At 35.3% G+C, this 25,849-nt stretch carries 26 protein-coding genes; 4 read left to right on the forward strand and 22 right to left on the reverse strand.

The annotated features are described in order from the left end of the window. Window positions 1-107 precede the first annotated feature (107 nt). The 4 genes from MHB53_RS10525 to MHB53_RS10540 form a co-directional block, all read right to left on the reverse strand. Complete coding sequence (locus tag MHB53_RS10525; protein ID WP_340917909.1) at window positions 108-242, reverse strand: hypothetical protein; 135 nt, start codon at window positions 240-242, stop codon at window positions 108-110. A 106-nt stretch (window positions 243-348) separates the two neighbouring features. After that, window positions 349-951, reverse strand: coding sequence for a TetR/AcrR family transcriptional regulator (locus MHB53_RS10530; protein ID WP_340917911.1), 603 nt, complete (start codon window positions 949-951; stop codon window positions 349-351). 188 nt (window positions 952-1,139) lie between these two features. Next, the gene (locus tag MHB53_RS10535; protein WP_340917913.1) at window positions 1,140-2,807 is read right to left on the reverse strand and encodes a glycerol-3-phosphate dehydrogenase/oxidase; all 1,668 of its coding nucleotides are present in this window, start codon (window positions 2,805-2,807) and stop codon (window positions 1,140-1,142) included. A gap of 745 nt (window positions 2,808-3,552) precedes the next feature. After that, window positions 3,553-4,821: a polysaccharide deacetylase family protein gene (locus MHB53_RS10540; protein ID WP_340917916.1), complete on the reverse strand. Its 1,269-nt coding sequence runs from the start codon at window positions 4,819-4,821 to the stop codon at window positions 3,553-3,555. 200 nt (window positions 4,822-5,021) lie between these two features. Between MHB53_RS10540 and MHB53_RS10545 the strand changes: the two genes are divergently transcribed. After that, window positions 5,022-6,029 (forward strand): aminoglycoside phosphotransferase family protein, encoded by a 1,008-nt coding sequence (locus MHB53_RS10545; protein WP_340917918.1) that lies wholly within the window; start codon window positions 5,022-5,024, stop codon window positions 6,027-6,029. An 86-nt stretch (window positions 6,030-6,115) separates the two neighbouring features. Here the strand turns inward: MHB53_RS10545 and MHB53_RS10550 are convergent, their stop codons facing one another. The 5 genes from MHB53_RS10550 to MHB53_RS10570 all read right to left on the reverse strand — a co-directional run bounded on the left by MHB53_RS10550 (window position 6,116) and on the right by MHB53_RS10570 (window position 10,167). After that, window positions 6,116-6,658 carry a YusW family protein gene (locus tag MHB53_RS10550; RefSeq protein ID WP_340917920.1) on the reverse strand — a complete coding sequence of 181 codons (543 nt, stop codon included), beginning with the start codon at window positions 6,656-6,658 and terminating at the stop codon, window positions 6,116-6,118. A 94-nt stretch (window positions 6,659-6,752) separates the two neighbouring features. After that, window positions 6,753-7,625 (reverse strand): aminoglycoside 6-adenylyltransferase, encoded by an 873-nt coding sequence (locus MHB53_RS10555; protein WP_340917922.1) that lies wholly within the window; start codon window positions 7,623-7,625, stop codon window positions 6,753-6,755. A gap of 31 nt (window positions 7,626-7,656) precedes the next feature. Beyond that, complete coding sequence (locus MHB53_RS10560) at window positions 7,657-8,265, reverse strand: AAA family ATPase (RefSeq protein WP_340917925.1); 609 nt, start codon at window positions 8,263-8,265, stop codon at window positions 7,657-7,659. Window positions 8,266-8,479: 214 nt separating this feature from the next. Continuing rightward, window positions 8,480-9,307 (reverse strand): aminoglycoside adenylyltransferase domain-containing protein, encoded by an 828-nt coding sequence (locus MHB53_RS10565; protein WP_340917926.1) that lies wholly within the window; start codon window positions 9,305-9,307, stop codon window positions 8,480-8,482. 83 nt (window positions 9,308-9,390) lie between these two features. Beyond that, on the reverse strand, window positions 9,391-10,167 hold the full coding sequence (locus MHB53_RS10570; protein ID WP_340917928.1) for a phosphotransferase family protein: 777 nt from the start codon (window positions 10,165-10,167) through the stop codon (window positions 9,391-9,393). A gap of 348 nt (window positions 10,168-10,515) precedes the next feature. Here MHB53_RS10570 and MHB53_RS10575 point away from each other — a divergent pair, with 348 nt between their 5' ends. Together MHB53_RS10575 and MHB53_RS10580 are read left to right on the forward strand one after the other, a co-directional pair. After that, complete coding sequence (locus MHB53_RS10575) at window positions 10,516-10,755, forward strand: hypothetical protein (RefSeq protein ID WP_340917930.1); 240 nt, start codon at window positions 10,516-10,518, stop codon at window positions 10,753-10,755. Beyond that, complete coding sequence (locus tag MHB53_RS10580; RefSeq protein WP_340917932.1) at window positions 10,742-10,903, forward strand: hypothetical protein; 162 nt, start codon at window positions 10,742-10,744, stop codon at window positions 10,901-10,903. Before MHB53_RS10575 ends, MHB53_RS10580 begins: the two co-directional genes overlap by 14 nt. A gap of 129 nt (window positions 10,904-11,032) precedes the next feature. Here the strand turns inward: MHB53_RS10580 and MHB53_RS10585 are convergent, their stop codons facing one another. After that, the gene (locus MHB53_RS10585; RefSeq protein ID WP_340917933.1) at window positions 11,033-11,497 is read right to left on the reverse strand and encodes a hypothetical protein; all 465 of its coding nucleotides are present in this window, start codon (window positions 11,495-11,497) and stop codon (window positions 11,033-11,035) included. Continuing rightward, window positions 11,487-11,873, reverse strand: coding sequence for a hypothetical protein (locus tag MHB53_RS10590; RefSeq protein WP_340917934.1), 387 nt, complete (start codon window positions 11,871-11,873; stop codon window positions 11,487-11,489). Before MHB53_RS10590 ends, MHB53_RS10585 begins: the two co-directional genes overlap by 11 nt. 631 nt (window positions 11,874-12,504) lie before the next feature. Between MHB53_RS10590 and ileS the strand changes: the two genes are divergently transcribed. Further along, the gene (ileS, locus tag MHB53_RS10595) at window positions 12,505-15,585 is read left to right on the forward strand and encodes an isoleucine--tRNA ligase (RefSeq protein ID WP_340917936.1); all 3,081 of its coding nucleotides are present in this window, start codon (window positions 12,505-12,507) and stop codon (window positions 15,583-15,585) included. Between the two features lie 349 nt (window positions 15,586-15,934). Here ileS and MHB53_RS10600 read toward each other — a convergent pair whose 3' ends face one another. From MHB53_RS10600 to MHB53_RS10645, 11 genes are all read right to left on the reverse strand, one after another. Beyond that, window positions 15,935-16,564 carry an HAD family hydrolase gene (locus MHB53_RS10600; RefSeq protein WP_340917938.1) on the reverse strand — a complete coding sequence of 210 codons (630 nt, stop codon included), beginning with the start codon at window positions 16,562-16,564 and terminating at the stop codon, window positions 15,935-15,937. Between the two features lie 70 nt (window positions 16,565-16,634). Continuing rightward, the gene (locus tag MHB53_RS10605; RefSeq protein WP_340917939.1) at window positions 16,635-17,585 is read right to left on the reverse strand and encodes a LacI family DNA-binding transcriptional regulator; all 951 of its coding nucleotides are present in this window, start codon (window positions 17,583-17,585) and stop codon (window positions 16,635-16,637) included. A 220-nt stretch (window positions 17,586-17,805) separates the two neighbouring features. After that, a complete protein-coding gene (locus MHB53_RS10610; protein WP_340917941.1) occupies window positions 17,806-19,779 on the reverse strand; it encodes an LTA synthase family protein in 1,974 nt (657 codons plus the stop codon). Window positions 19,780-20,250: 471 nt separating this feature from the next. After that, entirely contained in the window at window positions 20,251-21,063 is an 813-nt protein-coding gene (locus tag MHB53_RS10615; protein WP_340917942.1) for an EcsC family protein, read from the reverse strand. A gap of 98 nt (window positions 21,064-21,161) precedes the next feature. Beyond that, window positions 21,162-21,548: a sporulation protein gene (locus MHB53_RS10620; protein ID WP_340917944.1), complete on the reverse strand. Its 387-nt coding sequence runs from the start codon at window positions 21,546-21,548 to the stop codon at window positions 21,162-21,164. Between the two features lie 16 nt (window positions 21,549-21,564). Then, on the reverse strand, window positions 21,565-21,693 hold the full coding sequence (locus tag MHB53_RS10625) for an FbpB family small basic protein (RefSeq protein ID WP_340917946.1): 129 nt from the start codon (window positions 21,691-21,693) through the stop codon (window positions 21,565-21,567). A 390-nt stretch (window positions 21,694-22,083) separates the two neighbouring features. Next, the gene (locus MHB53_RS10630) at window positions 22,084-22,239 is read right to left on the reverse strand and encodes a hypothetical protein (RefSeq protein ID WP_340917948.1); all 156 of its coding nucleotides are present in this window, start codon (window positions 22,237-22,239) and stop codon (window positions 22,084-22,086) included. 505 nt (window positions 22,240-22,744) lie between these two features. Continuing rightward, window positions 22,745-22,942 (reverse strand): potassium transporter TrkG, encoded by a 198-nt coding sequence (locus MHB53_RS26355; RefSeq protein ID WP_445661423.1) that lies wholly within the window; start codon window positions 22,940-22,942, stop codon window positions 22,745-22,747. A gap of 71 nt (window positions 22,943-23,013) precedes the next feature. After that, window positions 23,014-23,187: a hypothetical protein gene (locus tag MHB53_RS10635; protein WP_340917950.1), complete on the reverse strand. Its 174-nt coding sequence runs from the start codon at window positions 23,185-23,187 to the stop codon at window positions 23,014-23,016. A 189-nt stretch (window positions 23,188-23,376) separates the two neighbouring features. Then, complete coding sequence (locus MHB53_RS10640; RefSeq protein ID WP_340917952.1) at window positions 23,377-24,423, reverse strand: NAD(P)/FAD-dependent oxidoreductase; 1,047 nt, start codon at window positions 24,421-24,423, stop codon at window positions 23,377-23,379. A gap of 315 nt (window positions 24,424-24,738) precedes the next feature. After that, window positions 24,739-25,674 carry an ABC transporter substrate-binding protein gene (locus MHB53_RS10645; protein ID WP_445661511.1) on the reverse strand — a complete coding sequence of 312 codons (936 nt, stop codon included), beginning with the start codon at window positions 25,672-25,674 and terminating at the stop codon, window positions 24,739-24,741. Window positions 25,675-25,849: the final 175 nt, after the last annotated feature.

Below are 25,849 nucleotides of genomic sequence, written 5' to 3' on the forward strand. Positions count from 1 at the left end.
CTTTTGACTTGGGCTCTGTGTATAAAAAGCATATGTTTATATTTGTGAGCTAATTATTTCATACATTTCTTTTTATTCAATGAAAAAGATATTTTGAATTGGTTTAATCATGTTTTCCCCACTTGAAGCTCGCATAATATTTTTCTGATTTCATCATGTGAAAATCCCTGTGCTTTTGCAATCAACAAAAGTGTAATCCATTCTTCATCCAGCCTATCATCCATTCCTGCTAGAGAATTCATTTTTAATATCCCCCTAATTTACTTAAATACAGTTGCTTCTCGATATACCCTTTTTCTATATATATTAATGAAATATCTTCATAGCTGGATAGATAGCTGAATATTATTATCGATGTTCTTTTGCCAGTACGCCATACAAAAAAATATGAACAATTTCATTTGCAAGTTCCTCTGGTGTCATTATGCCAGTAAATAATTTTTTAATAGTGAGACGTTCAATAATTCCTACCAAACTTTCAGCAAAAGTACTCATGTCAATATTAGGTTCGAAATAGCCTGCTTGTTGTTCTGACAATAAGTTTCCCTCAATTTGAGCAGCCAATTGTTTTTTTATATCCATTGATTCTTTTGCCATCATGAAACCGATTCTTGTTAAATTCGGATTTTCATTTAAAAAACGAAAGATAGCTGCCAGTCTTTGAGCGATTCTTTTAGACAATGAATCAACTTGAATTCCATTTTCAAGTCTGCTTCGTTTCGTAAAATCAAGTAATTTAAAACGAAATTCTTCCACTAATTCTTGGAATATCGCTGCTTTACTCTCAAAATAAAGATAAAAAGCTGGTTGAGTTAAATCGGCTTTTTCAACAATCGTACTGATTTTTGTTAGATAGTATCCTTGTTCTGCAAACTCATCAGCGGCTATAGTAAGAAGTAAAGCCCTGCTTTGCTCACCGTTTGCACCTCTTCTTCTTCCTCTTTGATTCATTCCACATTACCTCAACTTTATTCACTTTATATTACTTTCAAGTATTATCCTATAGATACAATGTCCTAGTCAAGAAAAAGATTATTAATTTTCAATCTTTTCACTGTCACTTTATGACTATTTCTGCACAATACAAAAAACTATCCACATAATGCGTAATGGGAGGATAGTTTTTGAAAGATAATTCATTATTTAATTTGTTTATCAATCGGAACGATGGCATCTTTTATTTCTTTGTCTAATTGAATACTATATTCATCGGTTTGATCCGATGTCCATTTTAATTTATTCGCCATAAACGCTATGACACTTTCCTTCCATTCCTCCACCCAATCGATAGCAAAAAACATGGCACCTGTACGACGAATGAAAAAATCGATTGGTTTAACAACCATTTCCTGTTCAATGGCATACATAATTTGAGTATAGACCACCCTGGACAGATGTGTATCAACTGCTTGATCGTATTGCTTACTGTATTGAAAAAGCTGATCCACATTAGAGCCATATAAACGAACTAAATATTGCCCTTCCTCTTGGGTAAATCCATATGAAATGGCCTCTTTTTCCTTGCTCTTAATAAATGCTACAAAGCCTTTAGAACCATCTACTTCACCGCCAGATATTGGATATGATTTTGTCTGGCATGCTTTAAATGTTCTATTATCACTTTCTTGAAGTAATTTGCTGACAAGATTAACCACAGATTCTGCCATTTGCCGATACCCTGTTAATTTTCCTCCAGCAATTGTAATTAGTCCACTGTCAGATTCCCAAATCTCGTCTTTCCTAGAAATCTCTGATGGATCTTTACCTTGCTCATATATCAGCGGTCTTACGCCGGCCCAGCCGGACTCAATATCATCCTCTGTAACATGTACATCTGGAAACATAAAATGTATGGCATCTAATATATATGTGCGGTCTTCATCAAGCATTTTGGGGTTAGCCGTATCTTTGTCATAAAAAGTATCTGTTGTTCCGACATATGTTTTACCTGCTCTTGGAATGGCAAACAACATACGTCCATCTGGCGCGTCAAAATAAATTGCTTGTTGTAATGGAAAGATTGACTGATCTATGACTAAGTGAACGCCCTTTGTTAAACGAAGTTGCTTATTATTTTTCGAATAATCCATACCGCGAACATCATCCACCCACGGACCTGCAGCATTTATTATTTTATTGGCAACAAGCTGATATTTTTCGTTAGAGATCATATCCTTTACGCTTATACCTTTCACCGTTTCATGATCGTAAATAAATTCCTCTGCTTTCACATAATTAATCAGCTCCGCTCCATTTGCAACAGCAGCTTTCATTACTTCAATTGTGAGACGTGCATCATCCGTTCTATATTCAACATAATAACCACCACCTTGTAGCCCTTCTTTATTAATTAGCGGTTCTTTTTTCAATGTTTCATCTATAGATAACATTTTTCTGCGTTCTGTTTTTTTAACCCCTGCTAAAAAGTCATAAACCCGCAATCCAATCGAAGTGCTAAACGCGCCAAAAGTTCCTCCTTTATGAAAAGGTAAAAGCATCCATTCCGGTTTCGTCACATGTGGCCCATTTTCATAAACAATAGCACGCTCTTTCCCTACCTCAGCGACAACTCCAATTTGTAATTGCTTTAAATATCGTAATCCACCGTGGACAAGTTTCGTAGAACGACTTGATGTTCCCGCCGCGAAGTCCTGCATTTCTATGAGTCCTACCTTCATTCCACGTAAAGTCGCGTCTAAGGCAATACCTGCTCCCGTTATACCCCCTCCAATTATTAAAATGTCATATTCTGTTTTAGTCATCATATCTATTTGCGCTTTTCTATTCACATTCGAAAATGAATCCATTTTTCATCCTCCTGCAATCTTTATAGAGTAACTCGCTTCAGCAAGCTGAAACACCAGGGAATCAGGGAGGAATTCTACCCCATCTGATTGTAAATCCCACCTACATATGTTTAGAGGTGGGTGTCTTAGACCCTAAAGCAATCTACTCTTAATATATATCAATAATCACTTAATCTAAGTTCGAGTATAGCCCTTATTCGGACATTTTAATTCAGCCCCACTTAGCATTTTCCCATAAAAAAGAGAGACCAAACTATCATTATGACGGTATTCATAACGTAGCTTGGTCTCTCTGGATCTCCAACCGATTATTAACTTACTTAAAGCATAGCATGCCCGCTAAATATTTTAAAGTATCATGCTCACAATCTTCCTTTATTATGCACTTACAATAAAATGTGGGTCACACCGTGCCAGATGGAGAAATCCAGTCTTGCGGATCCATGAAGTTGAGTGAGTGAGGCGTATATTCCATGAGTCGCTCGTAAATTTCCTGAGTGGCTCGTAAATTCCTCGAGTCGCTCATAAATACCATGAGTAGCTCATAAATACCGTGAGTCGCTCATAAATACCATGAGTAGCTCATAAATACCGTGAGTCGCTCATAAATACCATGAGTCGCTCATAAATACCGTGAGTCGCTCATAAATACCATGAGTCGCTCATAAATACCGTGAGTCGCTCATAAATACTGTGAGTCGCTCATAAATACCGTGAGTCGCTCATAAATTTTCTGAGTGGCTATTCATTGATAAGCAGGAATATCCAATAAGGTTTCTAAATCAACAATTTGGTAATTATTTTTCTGCAAAGTCTCAATGATAAGCGGTAATGCCTTGGCTGTTTCGCTATGTTCAGTTGCAGAATGCATTAAAATTATATCGCCATTTCTCACATTGTCCACAATATTTTTTGTAATATTACTAACCTCTTTTTGCGACCAATCTAGTGTATCAATAGACCATAAAACAATAGAATATCCTTTTTCTTTGGAAACCGCTGCTACTTGTTCGTTCGTGTCTCCGTATGGTGTACGGATAATCGCTGGTCTCTTTCCAATAATAGATTGAATCGCTTCTTCCGCTCCATCTATTTCCATTTGTATTCCCTCTATACTTAACTTCGTTAATTCCACATGGTTATTACTATGATTTAAGACTAGATTACCTTTTTCATATGCACTTTTTACAACTTCGGGATAAAGCTTCACATTACTTCCTATGAAAAAGAAATTACCGTTCACATCATACTTTTCTAAAATATCGATTATCGCCGGAGTAACTGTATTATCAGGTCCATCGTCAAATGTGAGTGCAACCATTTTCTGATTCGTTCCATGGATGAATACATTTTCCTGAGTCTTAGAAAATTCAACAATTTGTTTACGCCAATCTAACATACTATTCCAAGATTGCTTAGTTAGCTTATTAGAATTACCATTAATAGGAAGCGTATAATTCATTTCAGATATCACTCTGTTTGGGTTAAAAATAGAAATATGATCCACACTATTTTTCTCATTGGAAATAACGACTTTTAATTCAATCTGAGGATTGATGTTGTAAACAAAAATCCTTTCCTCATTATTACCTCTTTCCAGATCAGGTTTCCCAAACGATGATTCTATTTCATTAACTGTGATTTCTTGATCTTTTACATATGAGCGAACATCAAATATTTCCCCATATTTATTATAACCAAATGTAACTTGCTTTTTATTAAAAACTGCATAATAACCTGAACCCGCCAGACTCACACTTCCCGGCCTCCCCCATTGAGCTTTCACCTCACTAATCGTGCTATCCAATGCACTAAACTGTGATCCACTGACCATTCCCTTTTCCGCTTTATCTATCATTTCAGTAAGGAACGTTCGTTGCAAAGATGGCTGCATTTCCTTAGGCTGGATGTCGATTCTTCTTGAGTTTAATTCTTTTACAGGGGGGGATTTTTGAAGACTACATGCTGCAAGAACTACTATTAAAAGCATTAAAGTTATTTTTATTTTAGTCAATGCCACTCACATCCCTTAAAGTTTTAAATAATTTAATCATAAATAGCCTTTATACAAACAAACAGAAAGGGAAAAATATTCTTTTATAGAATAAGTAAGGTACTAACATTAAAACGACGTGTGATAATCTTTTCACGTTAAGTCATACGATCTAGTTTATTATTACAGAATTTATTGCAGCTAAGTTTCGGTGGAGCTTCATGGCTAACAGAACGCTGTATGAATATAACAAAAAAAGCATTGTCATCTCAATAAATATTTTAAAAGGAAGTGGAATAATGCAGTCATTCAAGTTAGATATGGAAATAACGGAAGCGACTAAGGTATTAAATGATCTTATGAATGGATCAGTTTCGAATGTCGTATCCATAGATATGGGAGAGCTTAGCAGAGTATTTAGTTTTGTACAAAATAACAATGAATTTGTTGTGCATTTTAAAAATGACAGATGGAGCTTTGATAAAGCCAGATTCATATATGATATGTATTCTTCCCAATCACTCCCTATCCCCAGAGTTATTAAAATTGGTCAATTACATAATAATATGTATTATGCCATAAGTGAAAAAGCTAGTGGCAAACCGATAAGTTTACTTGTAGAGGATTATAATATTGAAGGTATTTTAAATAATCTTGCTAGCCATTTTACCTATATGAGTCAACTTCATATTGATCCTAGCAAAGGTTTTGGAACAATTTCACCTTCTGGTAGCACTGCTCAAATTAGTTGGAAAGCAACATTATCTCACTTTTTTGATGAGAACGAAGAAGGATTCCATAATAATTGGACAAGATTATATAAAGAAAGTTTTTTGGAGGAAGATTTATTTCAAGCTGGATTCGCAACCATGCTGGAATTAGCAAACTATTCCCCTTCCAACCCACATTTGGTTCATGGTGATTTCCATTTAGGTAATATGCTTTCAGATGGGAGTCATGTTACAGGTATTGTTGATTGGGAGATGGCTATGCATGGTGATTTTATGTTAGATCTAGCTGGATTACACTTTTGGTCTCCACATCTAGAATTTCCAAATCGGGTACGAAATTTATGGAAAATAAACGGCATAGACATCCCTCACTTTGAAGACAGATTACGTTGCCACCTTTTATTTAAAGGAATAGATGGTCTCCGGTTTTACGCAAAAAAGGATGACCATCCTAGTTATGATTATATGAAAGGGAGAGTAATTGCTTTGTTAAAATAGAAATATTGTTAATAATTAAAAGGCGGTGAAAGGCTCCCATTACATTTTGAGCCTCTCACCGCCACCTTCTTTATATCCTGCAATCCTTATTTTCTATCTTCATATTCAATCTTTGTACCATCTTTAAACTTGATTTCTACTTCTAACTTTGTATAATCTGTAGATAAATCAAATGCATTGATAATTTCTGTAATAGCATCCTCTTTTTTTGTATTTTGATTAATCGTTAGCTTTTTAACGTTCGGATAGATTTTATTAAATGCTTCTTCTCCATTCATATCCACCCCATTTAGATCATCTTCTAATTCCGCTTCAACACGATTGTTATCTAGTTCTATTTCCGCATCATAATCTTTATTACCATAATCAATATCTAATCCAAATTTAGTATATTCGAGTTCATCCATTTTTTTCTTCATATCATCTAGGGATGTAGTATCTGCTGCTGTATCATTGTTTGTAGTCCCACTGTCCGGTTGTCCCGTGGTGTTATTATCATTCTTGTCATTAGTGGAGTTTGTTACATCATCATTATTTTGATTGGCATTTCCTCCGTCATTATTTTGTCCACAAGCTACTAAAGCCAAAGAAAGTACAAGTAGCCCTATAAGTAAAAAGTATCGTTTCATCATATACCTCCTAAATTTAAGTCCTAGATATATAATTCCACAATCTGTCTAAAAATAAACAAATGAATACTTTTGATTTTATTTCGTCCACTTGCTAATACATTTCTTTTGCGTTTTTCGGTAATGATCTTACATGTTTTAAATGCGATGTCACCCTTGTATCGTTTCCTTGCGGATATTCATAATCCAATTGATCTGCAATAGGCACCGCAACACGTCTAAACAAGTCGCACATCGTAAAAAGCGATTGCCAAATATGTTCGTATTCAGCATCGGGATATGTTTTCTTCCACTCATTCCAGGTATATTTGTCAAGGTATTTCTCAAAATACTTCCCGCTTTTTCCTGCACTGATTGTGAAATCGGTATGTAATCCAATATGCCATTCAAGCATTCTTTTGAGCATGTTTCTAACAGGTATTTCAAGTGTTTCCTTTGCATATGATAACTCTTCTCTCCAAAGTCCTTTTGCGACATATGTGCTTACCCACCAAAACTCATTGCAGCAATCCGCAAATTGCTTTGCAGTCGGCCGCTTAATATGATAATCTGCATCATTTGCGGAGGGAAAAGGCTTGATTATTTTATCTTTATCGAGCAGAAGGATGCTTAAGCTGTCCCGGCTAATCAAGTTATCGGCTACTTCTACAGGGACTAAAGTGAGATCAATTCGATTGCCATCGGTGAATTGCATCAAATAGGCAAAACTTCCATCACCATCTGCTGGAGGAAGAATCATCTCTTCAGGCATTTGCATAATCATCATTTCACCAAATTGTTCCACCCAATTATGATCTGATGTGAATGATTGTATATCTGTGACAACATACACAATATCATAATCTTGGAAACAATCTTTCCTCGCATTTGGGTTGGTACGAGAGCCATTCATAATGACTGCCCGAATTCGCTTATCTTCTTTAGCTGTATATATAATTAGATCCATCATTTCTTTTTCCGTTCTCATTCTCATATTCCCTCCTACCTTTTATTCCTATTTAACGTTTTATCTGTTTTACCAAACCGATCTCTTTTAATTTAATAGAAAGCCTGTCGATCCTTTTTCTAAACCTTGTTCGCTGATCAGATAGTAACTCCACTCCAGATAATCTAGCAATGCTTTCTACTACTTCCTCAATCGACATGGAGTCTGTTTCAAGATGTTCTCTGAAAACATCCTTTGATAAACTATGGAGTCGTCCTTCTATTTGTTTATAGGCCCATGAATTTTTACCTTCGAATCTTTTACTAAGACGTTTTTCGATCGTTGATTTGGAAGCTGCTAATGTAAAATGGTATACGATGACTCCATCTTCTCTTAATTTTCCAATAATTTCTTGAAAATATAATTCATTCGTAAGCGTCATAGGTACAATAATGATACCTTTATATTCCGTAGCTACTTGTTTTAAGCACGCATGGTTTGCTTCACGCCATAATGGATAATCTTGAAAATCATCCTTCGATATATTTTTCGGTATGCTCGCCATTAATGCATATCCAAATCTTTCCGGATCATAAACAAATGATCCTTTTATCCTTCTTTGCAATTCATAGGCCATGGTCGTTTTACCGGAGCCAAATGTTCCATTTATCCATATGATCAAAAAATCACCTCAAATTTGAATAATCATGCATGTTCTCGTTTTATTATAATGAATATAAAAAAATGAAAAATAATTATCCATTCATTCCTTAGATTGCAACATATAGAGTTATAATCAGGATTACGATTGAATGTGAGGATGTTGGTTGTAGATTATATAGAACCGTGGACTTCAAGGACTAATTTGATCATCTGAAAAACGAGACAAACCTCGTTTATCTAGTTCGTAAAATCTTACGAACATAGTCCCTTAAAGCCAACAGTTTGGTTTGATCCCATTCCTGTCCTCCTGTTTTTCTTTGGTTTTCATTTACTTTCTCGGAAGAACGATAAACATCAAGTACTTGTTGGATAAGTGGATGAAACTCATCAGGTAAATGTTCGAGACCCCATTCCCCACCTTCATCCTTGCTGTGAACAGTCTTGCTTTCCTCACTTAGCAGTTGGAGTACACGGCAAATGTTCAGCACACCATAAAATGGTGTCTCCAAAATATGTTTATTTTCAAGGATCCAATCAAGATCTTCCAATACTGAATTCATAAAATATTCCCATTTCACTTGACCAAAAACTTCTGATATTGGTTTTCCATATAAACAAACGCCGCGCTGTATGACATATGTTAAGTGAGTGGCTAAATCGCCGTCTATTCTCTCTTCGCTATAGTCTACCTCATTATTTAATATTTTTTCGTGCCAGTCCGAACTATAATGAAATTCAAAAGGTGTTGGTATCGGTATTTGTTTTGCTACTTTGGCGGTTATAACACTCAATTCGACATTACCTAATGTGGGTCTATTAGTAGACTCATTAGCAATAGCGATCCCAACTGTTTTAGCAATATCGCCCTTTACATTCCCTTCAATAACCACTATCATATCCATATCACTTTTTGGACGGTAATAACTCCCCATCGCTAATGAACCATGCAGGTATATTCCTACTAACTCATATCTAAGTTCGCTTTTCAATCGTTCTATCAATTTGGCAACAAACAACTTTATATCCTCATCACAATTGATCCAGCTTTGTGGTTCAGCCATCTATATCGCTCCTTCTTGGATTTGTTGCTTCATTAACCAACAATACACCGCCGCAATCGCTCTTTTCATATAATCGAAAATCATTAATACCAGCCTGAAAAGCGTATCATTGTTTTCCAATCCAAATAATGCTTCTTGCAAGGCGAATGTACGATGTAGAAGTTTATTTGTTCCATACTAGCTTTGATATCTAGATACTGATCAACCAGATATCGAAAAAAGCGTTCGCCATAGGAAGCATATAAAGCCGCGTAATCAACAGCAGGATCACCAATTCCAGCCGAACCGAAATCTATAATACCACTTATCTTCTTTTCTATTGAATCATATAATATATTTGAGGTGCCGAAATCACCATGAATAAGCGTCGGAATGAACTCAAAATTCCTTTTCTCTCCAAAATAATTTGAGAAATGCTTATGAATCCATAGCCGGGCTTCTGGATTCATAAAAGGATAAAGTTTCATTTTGATTCGTTCATACATATCGAGCCAATGAAGATAACCTTGATCATTCACTACAAGTTCATTCGTCGATATGGAATGTAACTCTTCTAGAAAAGATCCCAATTGACCTGCTAAGTGATGCAGATGACATTCATCCTTCACAGTCTCCATAATTTCCCTTTCGAATGGTGCACCCGCAATTTTTTTATAACCAATAAATGCACGTTCAGTCCTGTCAGGGTTAATGTTCAGATAGATTGGCTTTGGTACTTCTATTGAGACATGATCAACAACTTTTCTCAAGAATATAACCTCGTGCTCTAACTGTTTGATGCCATCCTCATATTTAGGAAAGCGGAAGATAAGCTCAGAGTCTAATAGAATATATTGTTTCTTTGTCCGGAACTGAGCCACTCTACATTATCTAAGGGCACCTCAGGATAGTAAAATCGGACGGAATCCGTATATGGTTTCTCTAATCTCACTCTTTACACCTTCCTTTTCGAAACTTTTGATACTATTTACATTGTCACGGTGATTTTATTATAACAGTGATTACTTATAATTCACAAAATTCCTCAATCTTAGATTCCCACATTTTTTTTAGGTAATATGACGTTAAAAATACGGGCACTTCTAAAAACCTTCTTATGAATTATTAAATTTTTATTAATTCAGCAGATATAGCTAATAACAAACAAAAAGTGATATTAACTTTTTAAATGGGTATATTAAAATGAACGATTGAATAGAGGTGTATGCATGTTAGAACAGAAACAAACTTTTTCTAAAAGACGGATAAATGGTGCTCACTTTAAAGAGCCAACATTTAATGTTTATCTGAATGATATGTTAGTGGCGGAAGTTCGTGGTAATATCCCAAACCAACAGACAGTTATTCCTATGAGGGAATTAAATGATTATGAAGAAGATAAACTTCATGAATATATAGCATCCGTGTATTTAGAGGAAGATGGAGGGAAAAAGAATGGACAAAAATAAAGAAAAAAAACCTGATTCTTCACCAAACAAGCCTTTTGATCAGGGAAAAGCATTTCAAGAAGTTTCAGAGGAAATGGCAACAAATCCAAAATTAAAAGAGATGCGTCCCACACCCCAACCTAAGGATTTCGATGAAATTGAATATTAAATAGAACGCAAAAACGATCAGAGGATAAGTCCTAATCCTTTGATCGTTTTTATCTTATTTCATTAAAAGTTTATTGAATAAAAATATTTTGATCTTTCATTCCCCGAGTTTCAGTTTACTGAAACGAGTTTACTTGAAAACCGTAGATATAATATCGTCTAACGTCATCTCACTATCTACTTCGTATGTACCTGGACGTAAATCTGTAGACAAACCACGTTTTTCAACTTCATTGTAAAACTTCATTTTTTTATCAATAATCTTCGCCCGCTCAAGAGCCTCACCTACATCGATACTTGTCATACCTGAAGACACGGTCAACATCGTACGGTAAATAATTGTTTCTTTTACAACTTCCTCTGTATCATCTTTTTCTTTTTCTGCTTCAGCTGCAGCTACCTTATCACGCCACTCATCTTCTGTGTGGATAACATAGCCTTTAGAAGTTAGTAAGCTCTTCATCTCATCTTCCGTTGGTTTTTCAACGGTCTGTGTGCTTGTCGCTTCACTAGGACCAAAAAAGTATACTGCACCACACACACCTGCCGCGACCAATAATCCTACGGCAAAGCTGCGCATTGATTTAGATGTCATTGGCAACTTTGCTCCTTTCGATCTTTGTTTTTGAGTAAGGAGCAATCAAGTTTTCTAGCTCGTTCTTAGCCATCCGTTTTTTCGCTGCAATATTTTCAATGGAGTACCCACGCTTATACAGGTCAAGTACCTCTCGCAACATAAGACGGTGCTCAGAAGAACTTGCTAATAAACCCGCTTCTTGAATTGTAATTTCAGCCTCTATCTCGATGTTCCGAATTTGCTGTTGAAGTTGATAAACTTCCTCCATAAAAGTAAAGGAAAGCTGATCCATCTCTTGCTCTATCTTCGATGATGATTGTCGCGTTTTAATAAACGACAAAATGAGTAGCAAAACTGCCACACCAAATAAAATGGCTAACGCCCATTCCATCATTCTCTGCCCCTCCCTTACATGAATCTGTTATCCTACATTTACTCATTATATATAATTTCCTACTAGATTTCGATCAAAATCATGCAAATACCACATAAGTCATGTATTTATGGCAAAAAAAAGACGTATGTTACATAAAAGTAGGACTTTCTACGGAACAATCTGGCCATAAACGACTTTTTGATATATGAAATATTTTTTATTCAAACTTTTATAGCCGGTATCAATGCTAACCGCATAAAACACACTACCGCCTTAATGATAAAAACATCTAATTTTTCCCTCCTTGACTTTATTAATTCAGCCATGTATCATAACAATCAAACAAAATACATTCATTCTATGACGAGAAAGAGTAGCTATGTATATCTTATCTACAGAGAGTTGACGATTTGCTGGAAGTCAACGTTAAGAACATAATGAAAATCCTCTCCGAGAAGCAAAGCTGAAAAACATATAGGCTTTGACGGTATTCTACCGATAAAAAGAACGCGTATGATAGTACGTAGTGAGACATGTTAAAACCACTACTGATGGTTTTTTACTTTTTGTCAACAGTTTATTAAATATATAAACTCGATCCTGCGTAATAATGGATCGAGTTTTTTTATTTTAAAAGGGGTGAGCCAAAGTGAAAGAAAGTGCTTCTGAAAGAGAACGACGGATTAGAGATGAATGGGCGAAAAATGAGACGTTTCAAAAGTCTATTTTAAACAGGGATAGCGGCGAAACCTTTGTATTTTATGAAGGACCGCCAACTGCCAATGGAATGCCACATGCAGGTCATGCATTAGGTCGAACAATCAAGGATTTTATTGCTAGATATAAAACAATGTCAGGCTATCAAGTCATTCGAAAAGCTGGATGGGACACACATGGTCTACCCGTAGAACTTGGAGTTGAAAAACAATTACAAATCCATGGTAAGGATGAGATTGAAAAGTTTGGTGTCGAGCAGTTTATTGAAAAGTGTAAAGAAAGTGTCTTTGCTTATGAAAAAGAATGGAGACAATTTACTGAATCCCTTGGTTATTGGGTTGATATGGGAGACCCTTACATCACTTTAGAGAACAGTTACATTGAGTCCGTCTGGAATATCCTTTCAACCATTCATGAAAAAGGGTTCTTGTATAAAGGACATCGTGTCGTTCCTTATTGTCCTAGCTGTGAAACATCTCTAAGTTCTCATGAGGTTGCACAAGGGTACAAAGATGTAACGGATTTATCTGCAACTGTGAAGTTTCGCGTTGTTGGATCTGAAAATGAATTTCTTTTAGGTTGGACAACAACCCCATGGACCCTTCCTGCTAACGTTGCCATTGCCGTTCATGCTGATATTAACTATGCAAAAGTAAAAAAGGGCAAGGAAACATTCATCGTTGCAGAAAGTCTAGTCGAGAATGTCATGAATAAGGACTATGAATTTGTCAGTGTGCTAAAAGGAAGTGAATTGGTGGGAATTTCCTATGAAGCACCTTTTAATTTTGTTTCAATCAATAAAGGCCATCAAGTAATTTCAGCTGATTTTGTAACAGAAGCGAGTGGAACGGGGCTTGTTCATATAGCACCTGCACATGGAGAAGACGACTACCGAGCTGTAAAAAATAATGGGTTTGACTTTGTAAATATTGTTGATTCTAAGGGGCATTACAAAGAGGAAGTAACTCCACTTGCAGGCAAGTTTGTAAAAGACTGTGATGTCGAGATCATTAAAATGCTTTCGAAAAGTAATTTATTATATGAAAAACAAAAATACGATCATAGTTATCCTCACTGCTGGCGCTGTGATAGTCCGCTTCTTTATTATGCAATGGCAGGATGGTTTATAAAAACAACTGCAGTAAAAGAACGTATGCAAAAAAACAATCAGTCTGTCCATTGGTTCCCTTCTCATATAAAAGACGGCAGATTTGGAAAATTTCTAGATAATATGGTTGATTGGAATATTGGTCGTAACCGATACTGGGGTACTCCATTAAATATTTGGCAATGTGAAGTTTGTTGCAGTGAAAAGGCTCCACATTCCATTAATGAGTTGCAACGCCTTGCTACAAGCACCGTGCCTGATGATATAGAGTTACACAAGCCATTCGTTGATAAGATCAAGCTTAGATGTTCCTGTGGTTCTAACATGAAAAGAACTAGTGAAGTGATAGATGTTTGGTTTGATAGTGGTTCTATGCCTTTTGCACAATACCACTACCCATTCGAAAATAAAGCATTATTTAAGAAACAATTCCCGGCAGATGTTATTGCAGAGGGTGTGGATCAAACGCGTGGCTGGTTTTATAGTTTACTTGCCGTTTCCGCTTTATATACCGGAGAAACGCCATATAAACGCGTACTTTCTTTGGGGCATATTTTAGATGAAAATGGTCAAAAGATGTCGAAAAGTAAAGGTAACGCCCTTAACCCAATAGAACTTATTGAAGACTTTGGGGCTGATGCGCTACGTTGGGCTTTACTTGCTGATAGTGCGCCTTGGAATAATAAACGTTTTTCTAAACAGACTGTTAGTCAAGCTAAATCTAAAATAATTGACACATTGGTAAACGTGCATTCTTTTTATTCCATGTATGCTAAAATTGATAACTTTGATCCAAGTGAAGACCTTGGTGGGACTCGTTCCATCTTAGACAATTGGATTTTATCTCGATTGAATACAGTGGCAGATGAAGTAAGAAAAGATCTAGATGCTTATGATTTTACAGGAGGCGCAAAAAACATTGCATCTTTTTTAGAAGAACTAAGTAATTGGTATATAAGAAGATCTAGACAAAGGTTTTGGAATAGCGGTATGGACGTGGACAAGAGAGCAGCATTCAGTACACTTTATGAAGTACTAATAAAAGTATCACAATTAATTGCACCGTATACGCCCTTTATAGCAGAAGACATTTATTTAAACTTAAGAGGTTCGAGTGTTCATCTATCAGATTATCCAAAAGCCGATTTCAAACTTATTAACAAAGAACTGGAAAATGATATGAACAGTGTTCTACAAATCGTTGAACTGACAAGGTCAATCAGAAATACGGTAGGAATTAAAACAAAGCAACCTTTAGCAAATTTATATGTTACAGCAAAACATTCGATCGTTTTTAACTTAAAACCGTACACAACAATCATTCAAGAAGAAACAAATGTTAAACAGATTAATATTAGTGATGATGTCGCTACCGCTGGGCTACTGAAGTATAGTCTTAAATTAAACTTTCCTATCGCTGGCCCTAAGCTTGGTAAATTGGTGGGTCAAGTACAAAAATTTCTTCCAACAATAGGAAATAGAGAAATTACAAAGCTGTTTAAAGACGGTTTTCTTGAAATATCATTAAAAAATGGGCCAACTATTAAACTGGAAGAAGAAGATCTGGTTGTTCACAAACAGGCGATTGAAGGGTTTACTCAAGCGGAAAATGAATCCTATCTTCTTGTTCTTGAAACGAATTTAAGTAAAGAACTAAAAGAAGAAGGATTCGTTAGGGAATTAATTAGAACTATACAGACATACAGAAAAGAACTGAATTTACCTGTAGAATTAAGAATTAATTTATGTATGCATGTTGCTCCTAACATTCAGGAAATGCTTAATCGATATGATTCACTATTGCAGAGCAACCTAATTCTGAATTCCATTTGCTTTAAGGAAATGGCACATATGAAAAGTTACGTTGTAGAAGAAGAAAAGATCGGTTTATTTATAGACATTTGATCATCGGCTTCCATCAACCAATTTTTAATGACTGATTGAAAGTTGTCGGTAAAGCTTAAGACGCTTTCAGCTTTTTTCAAGTAGAGGGTGTCAATAGTCTTTTGACACCCTCTATAAGTTATATGGTATGAGCGTACGCTCTTTTCTCGTTCCTAACATATGACTAAAGAGAACACTTATTTTTATAATCTTATATTCAGCTACATTTTTAAAAACAGAACCGGGCTCTATTGCAAATTCCAATGGTTGAACGTCAAGCACCCCATTGGGATTCTACTATAAAATCATTTGCTTAAACCACTATTTAAATCTGATTCACTATCTCCAATAAACATTGCTACACTATTTTCTAACCTTGCCATTCCTTACCGTTTTTTATCAGTTTTAATATGTCATAAGGAGATTCAAAAATATAATCTGCAGTTTCAAATCCCGATATTGTTTTTGATCCCCATAAAGCTAGACCAAAATCAACACCAGCTGATTTAGCACATTCCATATCGTATAGTGAATCACCTATATAAATAGCTTTGTTTGCTTTACATCCTAATAATCGCAAGCCTAATTCTAATGGTTCAGGATGAGGTTTATGTTTTTCAGTATCACTTGCACAAACAATGGATTGAAAATGATGATCGATATTTAATAAATAAAAACTATGATCCATCTCTTCAGCAGTTTTAGATGTTACAATTCCTGTTTTAGGAAGTTGAGCAACCACTTCTATCATACCTTCAAATAATGGAACTTCTTTTATCAGTGGTTTTTCCTTTTCTAGCCATGATTCAAGCGTGGTCGGAATATCTGCTATATTTAAAATTTCTAACGTCCTTAGCCCCGGGATCCCCAATGAAAAACGGAGTTCATCTAAATTTTTTTTAATCCCCTTTTCCTTTAGTGTTGCTTGTAATGCATGAAGTCCAATCATCTCAGAATCGATAATTGTCCCATCTAAATCAAATATAAAAGTATTGTACACAAAATTCATCCCCCATAAAATTAGTCTGTTAAGAATATGGTAATAGATGAAATGGATTTCAGGTCAATACTTAAGTTGATAAACGATGAATAATTGTATAAGGAATATTAATCTTATCTCTTGATTTATTAATAATGAGATCGAAAGCTTGTTCACCAACCTTAATTAATTGATGATCTACTGAAGATAGTCCCAATCCTACACCAATCGGTTGATTTTCTTGCCCCAAGATAGCTAAATCAGACGGTATTTTAAATTGGATCGAATGCGCATACTGATAAATGCCACCTGCAACTTCATCCCCATTTGCATATATTGCTGTTGGCCTTGTTTTTAGACTTAATAACTTCTTTCCAGCGTTATATCCGTCTTCCATACTGAAACAATCTGATAAGTGAAATGCTGATGATAGTTCTCCAAATACCTTCTTATAAGCCGCAATCGTTTGTTGAGTACTAATACTCTCCATTCCCCTAGCTGTAGTAAAAGCTACTTTTATATGACCTTTATTTTTGAGATTTTGAAAGACATCGAGGTATGAGGCGTATCTATCCACATAGGAGCAACCTATTTCAGATTGGTCCGTATATTCACAAGAAACGATCGATCCATAATTCGTAAAAGGTATAATTGACTCCCATTTATTTGATTTAGAAGTGATAATGATACCGTCAAGTAATTTATTCTTTAACATGGAGAGGTATTCCAGCTCTTTATCTTTTTTATATTTAGTAGGGAGTACAATAATGGAGTAATCTTTCTCAATGGACTTATTAAGTACACCATGTAACATTTGATCGAATGCTTGATTATTGTTATAGGGAATGATTACGCCAATCATTCTTGTCTCTCCCCTGATTAAATCGATTGCATTTTTGTTAGGGGTATAGTTCATTTCCTCGATGACTTTCTGAACAGCGACTCTTTTTTCTTCAGATACATATTTATGGTTGTTTAGAACCCTCGACACAGTCGAAACTGACACACCAGCTAACTTAGCTATATCATTAATATTTGTCATATGAATATCTTCTCCCTTAACTGCGGTAACTCATTACTAATCTATTGGTCCATTATTTTAGACTTTATTATATCTTATTACCAACCCGAAGATTGAAAAAGCCTTCTTCTCTTATCTGCTTTTTGAACTTTTGTAATAAATGTATTTGAGCTGCTTGAAGTTTCAAATCGTGCCCACATAAAAAGGCTGCCCCAGACAAAGGGGCAGCCTTCTATTTATATTACTCTCTCACTGATTCATCATCTTGAGATTCTTCATTATCTTGAGATTTTTTATAGTTGTATTGTGATCGATCCACTGGAACAAAGCCTTCAGGAGTGTAAAAACGCAATAAATCTCCTGTTACTACTCTATCCGAAAGAGATAGCTTATAATTTACGGCTTCCTGATATTTCTTAGCTTCTTCTATTTTATTCATTTCCAATTCCATTCCAGTACTTGAATCATAGAATTTACCATCAGCCGACGTAATCGTTGAACTGACAAAATCACCATTTCGGAATGGTATTAGATCATCATGATTTTCAGATAATAAATCTGTTCCAAATTGTACATATTCCTTTGTATCTATTCCAACCATGTGAAGTAATGTTGGAAGTAGATCTATTTGTCCACCGTATTCGTGATTCACTCCACCTTCTATACCTGGGACACGAATGAATAATGGTACTCGTTGTAAACCAGAGCTCTCAAAAGGTGTAATTTCTTTTCCAAGAACCTTTTCCATTGCTTTATTATGATTTTTTGAAATGCCATAATGATCTCCATACATAATTATAATGGAATTGTCATATAATCCAGATTCTTTTAAGTAGGCAAAGAATTGTTCCAACGCCTCATCTGCATAACGAGCTGTTTGGAAGTACCTATCTACAGAACCATCACCTGTTGTATGTGGTTCAATTGTAGCATCTTCTTCATCTATCGGATACGGAAAATGATGTGATACCGTAATAAACTTTGAGTAAAATGGTTGAGGTAATGTTTCCAAAAGTGGAATTGACTCCTCAAAAAACGGTTTGTCTTTTAGGCCATAAGGAGCCATGTTTTCGGATTCCATATCATAATAGCTAGAATCAAAAAAGTGATTAAATCCAAGCGATTTATAAATTTCATTCCTATTCCAAAAGCTACCCGCATTTCCATGAAACACTGCAGAAGTATAACCTTTCTGTCCTAAGATAGCTGGAGCGGATTGGTAAGTGTTTAATCCTTTTGTTGTAAATGCTGCACCCTGCGGTAATCCATATAATGAATTTTCCAACATAAATTCAGCATCCGCTGTTTTACCTTGCGCAGTTTGATGGAAGAAGTTATCAAAATAAAGTGTATTTTCTTCGCTTGTCAATGAATTTAAAAACGGTGTGACTTCTTCTCCGTGCAATTTATAATCAATAAGGAAGTTTTGAATGGATTCAAGATGTAAATAAATAACATTCATTCCTTTTCCCGAAGCAAAGTAATCCGGATTTGGTTTGGCATAGTTAGATTTTGTATAGTTTATTACTTCTGTCATATCGTCACTACTTGCGGTAACCCTTTGCGCAGTTGCTTTCGTACTTTGAACCGCATCATAAATAGTGTAATTGTACATACCTAAATATTTCACAATATAGTTTCGGTCAAATCCTCTAGTTAATAATTGAGGACGATCCGTTTCTGCTAAAGCTAGATTTACACTTGTGATAGCTAATCCCAATGAAAGTAAAGCCACTACCTTCCGACGATTCATGTTTTTGACCTCAATTTTTACGAATCGGAAAGCAAGAATAGCGATTAAAAAGATGATATCAATAAAAAATAAAAAATCATAAGGTTTTAATAGGGATACTATACTACCGCTAACGTCTCCAAAATTTTGGGTCTGTGTCAAAGTCGGTAACGTAATAAAATCATTAAAGAATCGGTAATATAAACTATTGGCATATAAAAGAAAGGATAAAAGAAAATCGATTACAATTAACCAAATATACTTTTTCCGTCCTTTAAAAAAGATAGCCAAGCCTAAAAATAGTAAGGATGATCCTAAAGGATTTAAAAACAATAGGAAGCTTTGAAGAGAATTTTCAATTCCTAAGTCAAACTGCGTTAATTGAACGATATATGTTTTGGTCCAAAGAAAGAATACAGCCAAAAAGAAAAAGCCTATATATTTATTGAATATACCTTGAGCTTTTTGAAATATATTATTCATTGTAATACCTACTTTCTAACATAAATTAAGATTATTTATTCACTTTTAAATAGATTATATTATACGAATCAATAATCTAGTATTTATTTTAACAGTTATTTATGAACAAACTATGAATATGCTTTAATAAATTGTAACAGAAGTATATGTTACGCTCTTTTGTTAGAAATGTCAATTCGTCATACAAAGCCATATAGGCTTTCTCCACTTATAAGGTGATTCAATTAAGTATTGTTTCTGTAGGTTTATCCGTCTGAAGAAAGGTTATTTTCCCATATATTCCTTACAAACCAAGTGGGTAAAACAAAAGCTAAGCATTTGGATCACTAGTATTAGTCGAAAAGTCTATTTGATTTATTCATGCCTCCTACGATGAAGTTTATTATTGATGTATTAAAATATATTTAAGAATGGTGAAATACCCGTACAGAAAAAGTTTTTTAATGAAAGCGATCCTTTGTCAATGGTTGTTTAATTTTTTAAATCCTCCGATACCATCGCTAGACGCTCATTAATTCTTCTCTTTCGGTATAGCATCATCCCGGTCTCGGCTAGGTCGTTAACCGCGGAACGATTAATAAATGCACCGAAAATCAGCCCAACAATTGGAATCATTTGAAAAAGCTTTTTCCAACCGACTTGATCCCTGTATGTAATTACAACTTCTCTCCATCCTTGGAGTTCTGAAATAACTTCTCTTTTCGCCTCTTCATCAGGAGAATCTATGAGAGATAATTGTTGTAATATCGCTTGTTTCCCTACAATATCTGAAGAAACAAACTGTAAAACCTTCACAATATGCACTCTTTCCTTTTTATCGTTCGGATTATATCCGTAGCAAATTGCAATGTCCTGTAAAGTCTTTAATTGAAGACCTAAAAGCAATGGGATATCAATCGATAAAGTTAGAAATCCTCCAATACCCGTACTTGCACCTTGAAAGGTTGCCAGTCGCTTTCTGTTATTTATAAACCCGCTAACTGCCTCATCCATTTCTGCTATGGAAATACAATCTACATCTTCCAATGTATGGACATCTTTATGGGGATAATAGGATTTCAGTGAGGATACAGAACTTAAATATTTCCCCCCTGATTGAACATATTGACCTAATTCGTCTAGAATGATGCCAATCTTTTTTTGTAAAAATGCTGGAGTGACCCTGTCCAACAGTTTGAATGGAAGACGGCCAAGTTTTTCCCAAAACCATAAATCATTCTGATCTTTTTCCCAATCCTCACTTTTTTTCAGTTCTACAAGTAATTCCTCAATTGTTTCAACCACTTGGCATTAATCCTTTCATTTCACGATAAAGTTTCTATTTCTTTTGACAAAAATCATGTCCCCTTTGTTGCATGCTGCCTTACTAATAGATAATCCAGCTAAATGATGTGAATGCTATCCTGATCCTTGCTTGCTACCCCTTCCTTAAAAGTGAGCTTTGTTTTAAAACGGTAAGATACTTCTTCGGTAGAAACTTGGACAGTAGCTGGTATTTTTAATGTAAATGATATTTTATATACTTCTTCTGAATGGATAAGTTTTGACGTTAAAATGGTAGTTGTATTAATTATTTTTTCTAAACCCGATGATCGTTCCGTCATGACCAAATCACAGTCAAATCGTTTTGCTTTTTGGTCGATGGTACCGCCTTTGATTATGAAATAGCCTTGAATACATTCACCAGCCTTATACGTTTGCTTAGGCAAAGTAAGATCTATTCGTGCAGAACCTATTCCCAATAGGGACATGTATCTTCTCAGTAACAATAAACACCCTCCCGTATCATTTATTTAGTTTTAAGTATTTTTCATCAACGCGTTTTTCAATCTTTTCAATTAATGCCTTATCTTTAAGAAGCTCTTCTTTGTTTATTTTAATTAATTCTGATAAGGATATTTTTCCTTTTTTCATGTTGTTTTGTCACCTCGCCCAAGTTAATAATTATTAATTAAGGTCGTTTCATTCTTTCCATGCGTGTTCAATCACTATTAATCCATAACATCAAGTGAATGCCTGCTTTTCCAACAAAAAAAACCTCTACCACTTGTGTGGTAAAGGTTTTTACGTGTATATAAAGACCTTTACCAATAGGTAAAGGTCTCGCTAACAACATTATGTTGCTAACAAAGCCGAGAGTTTTAAACTCCGTAATGACGACTTTGTTATAAAAGCTACTCCCCTTTAGGAGAACTATTTAAGTTTATGAGTCAATCATAAACAATCTCTATTAATTTGTCAAGTTACAATTCTGTTTATATCTGCATCACTTGAAAAAATATCGCAGGGGACTAAATTTGCTTGTTATCCGATTAACACATCTGCATAAGGATAGCGAACATTAGATTGATTTCGTTTTGCAAGGGAAAAAGCCAATGTTAGCGGACCTAGCTTTCCGAGAAGCATTATGAAAATAATTACTCCTTTCCCGATTGCACTTAGATCAGTGGTTATCCCCATTGGGAGTCCTGCTGTACCGATAGCAAAGACAATTTTAAATATTAATTACATAAATGGCAGATTCTCTGTAATGTTCAAGGTAAACTGTGCAATAAATATACATATTAAACTAATAATCGTAACAGCAAATGCTTTATATATATGGGCGTGGTTAATTGTTCTGTTAAAATAGGTAACCTCTTTTTTCCTTTTAGAAAAGTTCCAACAGCAAGTAAAATAATTAAAAACGTAGTTAATTTAATTCCGCCTCCCGTCAATACGCTCCCAAGCACCTACAAACATCAGCAACAACATGTATAAAACTGTTGAATTTCAAAACCCCCGAATTCATTGTATTAAATCCAGCGGTCCTTGTTGTTACTGCTTGAAATAGGATTCCCACCACTTCTCCGCTGTGTCTAGTGCTTCAATTGTTTGAGGGTTTTGAAACTCCAATAAACAAATAATAACGTCGAAACAGTATTTATAATCAATGTTCCATATTAGCTGAGTGCAATAACAGTTTTTAAATTTTTTTAGAATACCACATATCTGACAACACGGTATAACCAATCCCACCAATAATAATGAAACTGGTTATAGTAAGATTCACCATGGGATCACCTACATATTGTGACAATTTATCCGGCCATAAGGCAAATCCTGCATTATTAAAAGCGAAATTGAGTGAAGGTAACTGACGAAGATCCCTTTCCCCATCCACACTGCGGAACCCATTTAAAGCATAAAATTATTACAGCAATTGCCTCAATCAAAAACGAAAAAACAAACAGATTACGGATGAGCATGATTACATCGTCGATGGATGTCTGATTTAATACCTTTTGTAAAACGATTCTTTGCTTTAAACCAATTTTTCTCCGCAGCATAATAAAAATCAGCATTGAAAAGGACATAATACCAAGCTTGACTACCGGAATAAGCAGCTTTATATAAGCAATTATGCATCGGCGGGATTCATCCAGATTTTTATCGAGAGTTCAAACGATAAACTTCCTATGAGAATCTTTGACATCCACCGAAGGTTTTCACTTCATTCAGCCGGAGTTTGAAGTCCCACTGAATTAGGTAAATCGCATTCATCCCCCACTTATGGAAGCTGGTACTTCTGCTGAATAAGTTTAATCAGTTCTTCACCTAATACAAATGCTTCACTAATTCGCGATTTTTATCTTTAAATATATCATTATGTGAGGATACCATTCCATGTCCATAAGCATCTGGTGTGATATACTGCTTCGCTTTATTCACAGCGTTCGCTGCGTCCTGAAACGCCCCTGCAATTAAATGAAGTTTTCCTTCGTGACTCAAAATATCTCCTGCGGCATAAAGCCCTGACACAGAGGTTTCGCTCATCGGGCTGCCCGCAATACCGTATTCATCTGCCATCTCAATGTTCAATCCACTATTTGATGTCAACTCTTTATCACGTTCATAACCATGATTGATGATGACTTCATCCACAGACAACTGAATTTTACTTCCATCTTCCCCGCTCAACAACTCTACTTTCTCAATTGTTTCATGGTCACTTGCCGCGATAAGGCTTTCGATGGAGGTATTTAATAAGCATTCAGCAGAACTATTAAATAATCGGGATACTTCAGCTTCATGTCCTTTCAATATCTCTTTCCGATAAGTCAAATAGACTTTTTTGGCAATAGGTTCTAGTTCATTTGCCCAGTCAACAGCAGCATTGCCCCCTCCGGAAATTAAAACGGTCTTCCCTTTGAATCGTGATAGTGATTTTACCGTATAATGCAAATTTGCAACTTCAAAGCGCTCAGCGCCTTCAATAGGCAATTTCAATGGTTTCAAGATGCCCCCACCTACAGCTAAAATAACTGTTTTGGATAAATGCTTTTGGTTCGTAGACGTCTGCACAACAAAGTTTCCATCTTCATCTTTGTTTATTAAGATCACTTTTTCACCCAATACTACATCTGGATCAAACGTTAATCCTTGCTCAATCGTTTGTTCAATCAGTCGTTCTCCTGTAATAGGTATGAGACCGCCAACATCCCAAATCATTTTCTCCGGATAGACATGTACTTTTCCGCCTAAATAAGGTTGATACTCAATAATCTTTGTTTTCATTTCCCTTAACCCGCTATAGAAAGCTGAAAAAAGTCCTGCTGGGCCGCCTCCAATAATTGTTACATCATATAATTGTTCAGAATTCATCTTGTATGCTCCTTTTTTATGAAGTTGCTTTTAAAAAAATCAATTTGTTCATAAATTGCAATTGGATCCTATCGGTAAAATGTGTCAAAGTCATTTGTAAAATTCTTGGTCCTACATAGCATCTAGCCATGTCAAATCGGATATTTTCATCAGATCCTTTAGTGCTTCCTCCCCTATTGTCAGGATCATAGGTCATCAAAAGCCTATAATCTGCAACATTCTTTGGCAATGTCTCCATTGATAGTTGCAATGTTTGTTCTTATAATTACTTTTGTGAGGCATTTTAGCTACTTCGTATTGTACAGCGTTTGTCCGCTATTTAGACAATAGTTCAATAGCTTGATCCAATGATTTCTCAATTGCGATTGGGGCGTATGTAAACCATGGATCTTCTTCAATATAGTAAACTTGGTTATTTTTTATTGCATCAACGTTCTTCCACAAAGCACTCTGTTCAATTTGATTTAACATACCGCCTGCTTCTTTTGTTTCTTGCTCAAAAGAAAGCATGACAATTCTATCTCCCAAGAATTCCGGTAATTTTTCCATCGATATATCATCATAGACAAATTCCTCAAATTTAGGATCCGTTTTTAATTTCTCTTGAATATAAGCAGGAGGCGTTAATTCCAATGAGCGGTAAAATACATGACCAATATTCCTTGCGCCATATAGTCTAAGCGTGTCTTTTCCATATGTCATAAAAATGGATACAACCTCATCTTTACTAATTTTATTTACGATTTTCTTTCTTCCTTCTGAAGCCTTTTCATCTAACTTTACAATCCATGCATCTGCCTCTTTTTCCTTACCTAAAATATTTCCGACTTCATTTAATTGTGTGAAAACATCTCCATATAGCCATGGAATAACAACGGTAGGAGCGATTTTACTTAGTTGCTCTACTTCTTCCTGATCTGCTGAAATTATTAAATCTGGAGCTAATTCCAATACTTTCTCGATGCTAAAAGGACTGCCAAGATCTTTTACACCATCTTGTAAATCACCTAAATAATCATTGTCTAATACATGAGTTGGTGCACCAATTGGTTTTACTCCAAGTGCGAGCATCGCATCTAAGTATTGTGTAGTTACTACACGCTTCGGATTGACAGGAATTTCTACTTCTCTTCCCGTTACATCTTTATACATTCTTGTCGATCCGTTCTCCTCTTTTTTACTATCATTTCCCGATATTGTCACTTGGGCTTCGTTTTTTCCGCAACCTCCTAAAAAAATAAAACAAAGCATGAGTGAACCTAAAATAAGTAAATATGATTTCACTCTCAAAGTATTGCCTCCTTGATATAGATATTTGATAATGATAATCATTATCAAATTCGTGTATTGTATATTATAAACATTTTTAATTAATTTTGGCAATGATAAAACTTTGCGAAAGGGCGTCTTGATTCCCCCCTCTTTT

The sequence above is a fragment of the Bacillus sp. FSL K6-3431 genome (assembly GCF_038002605.1).
Classification (GTDB): Bacteria; Bacillota; Bacilli; order Bacillales; family Bacillaceae_C; genus Lederbergia.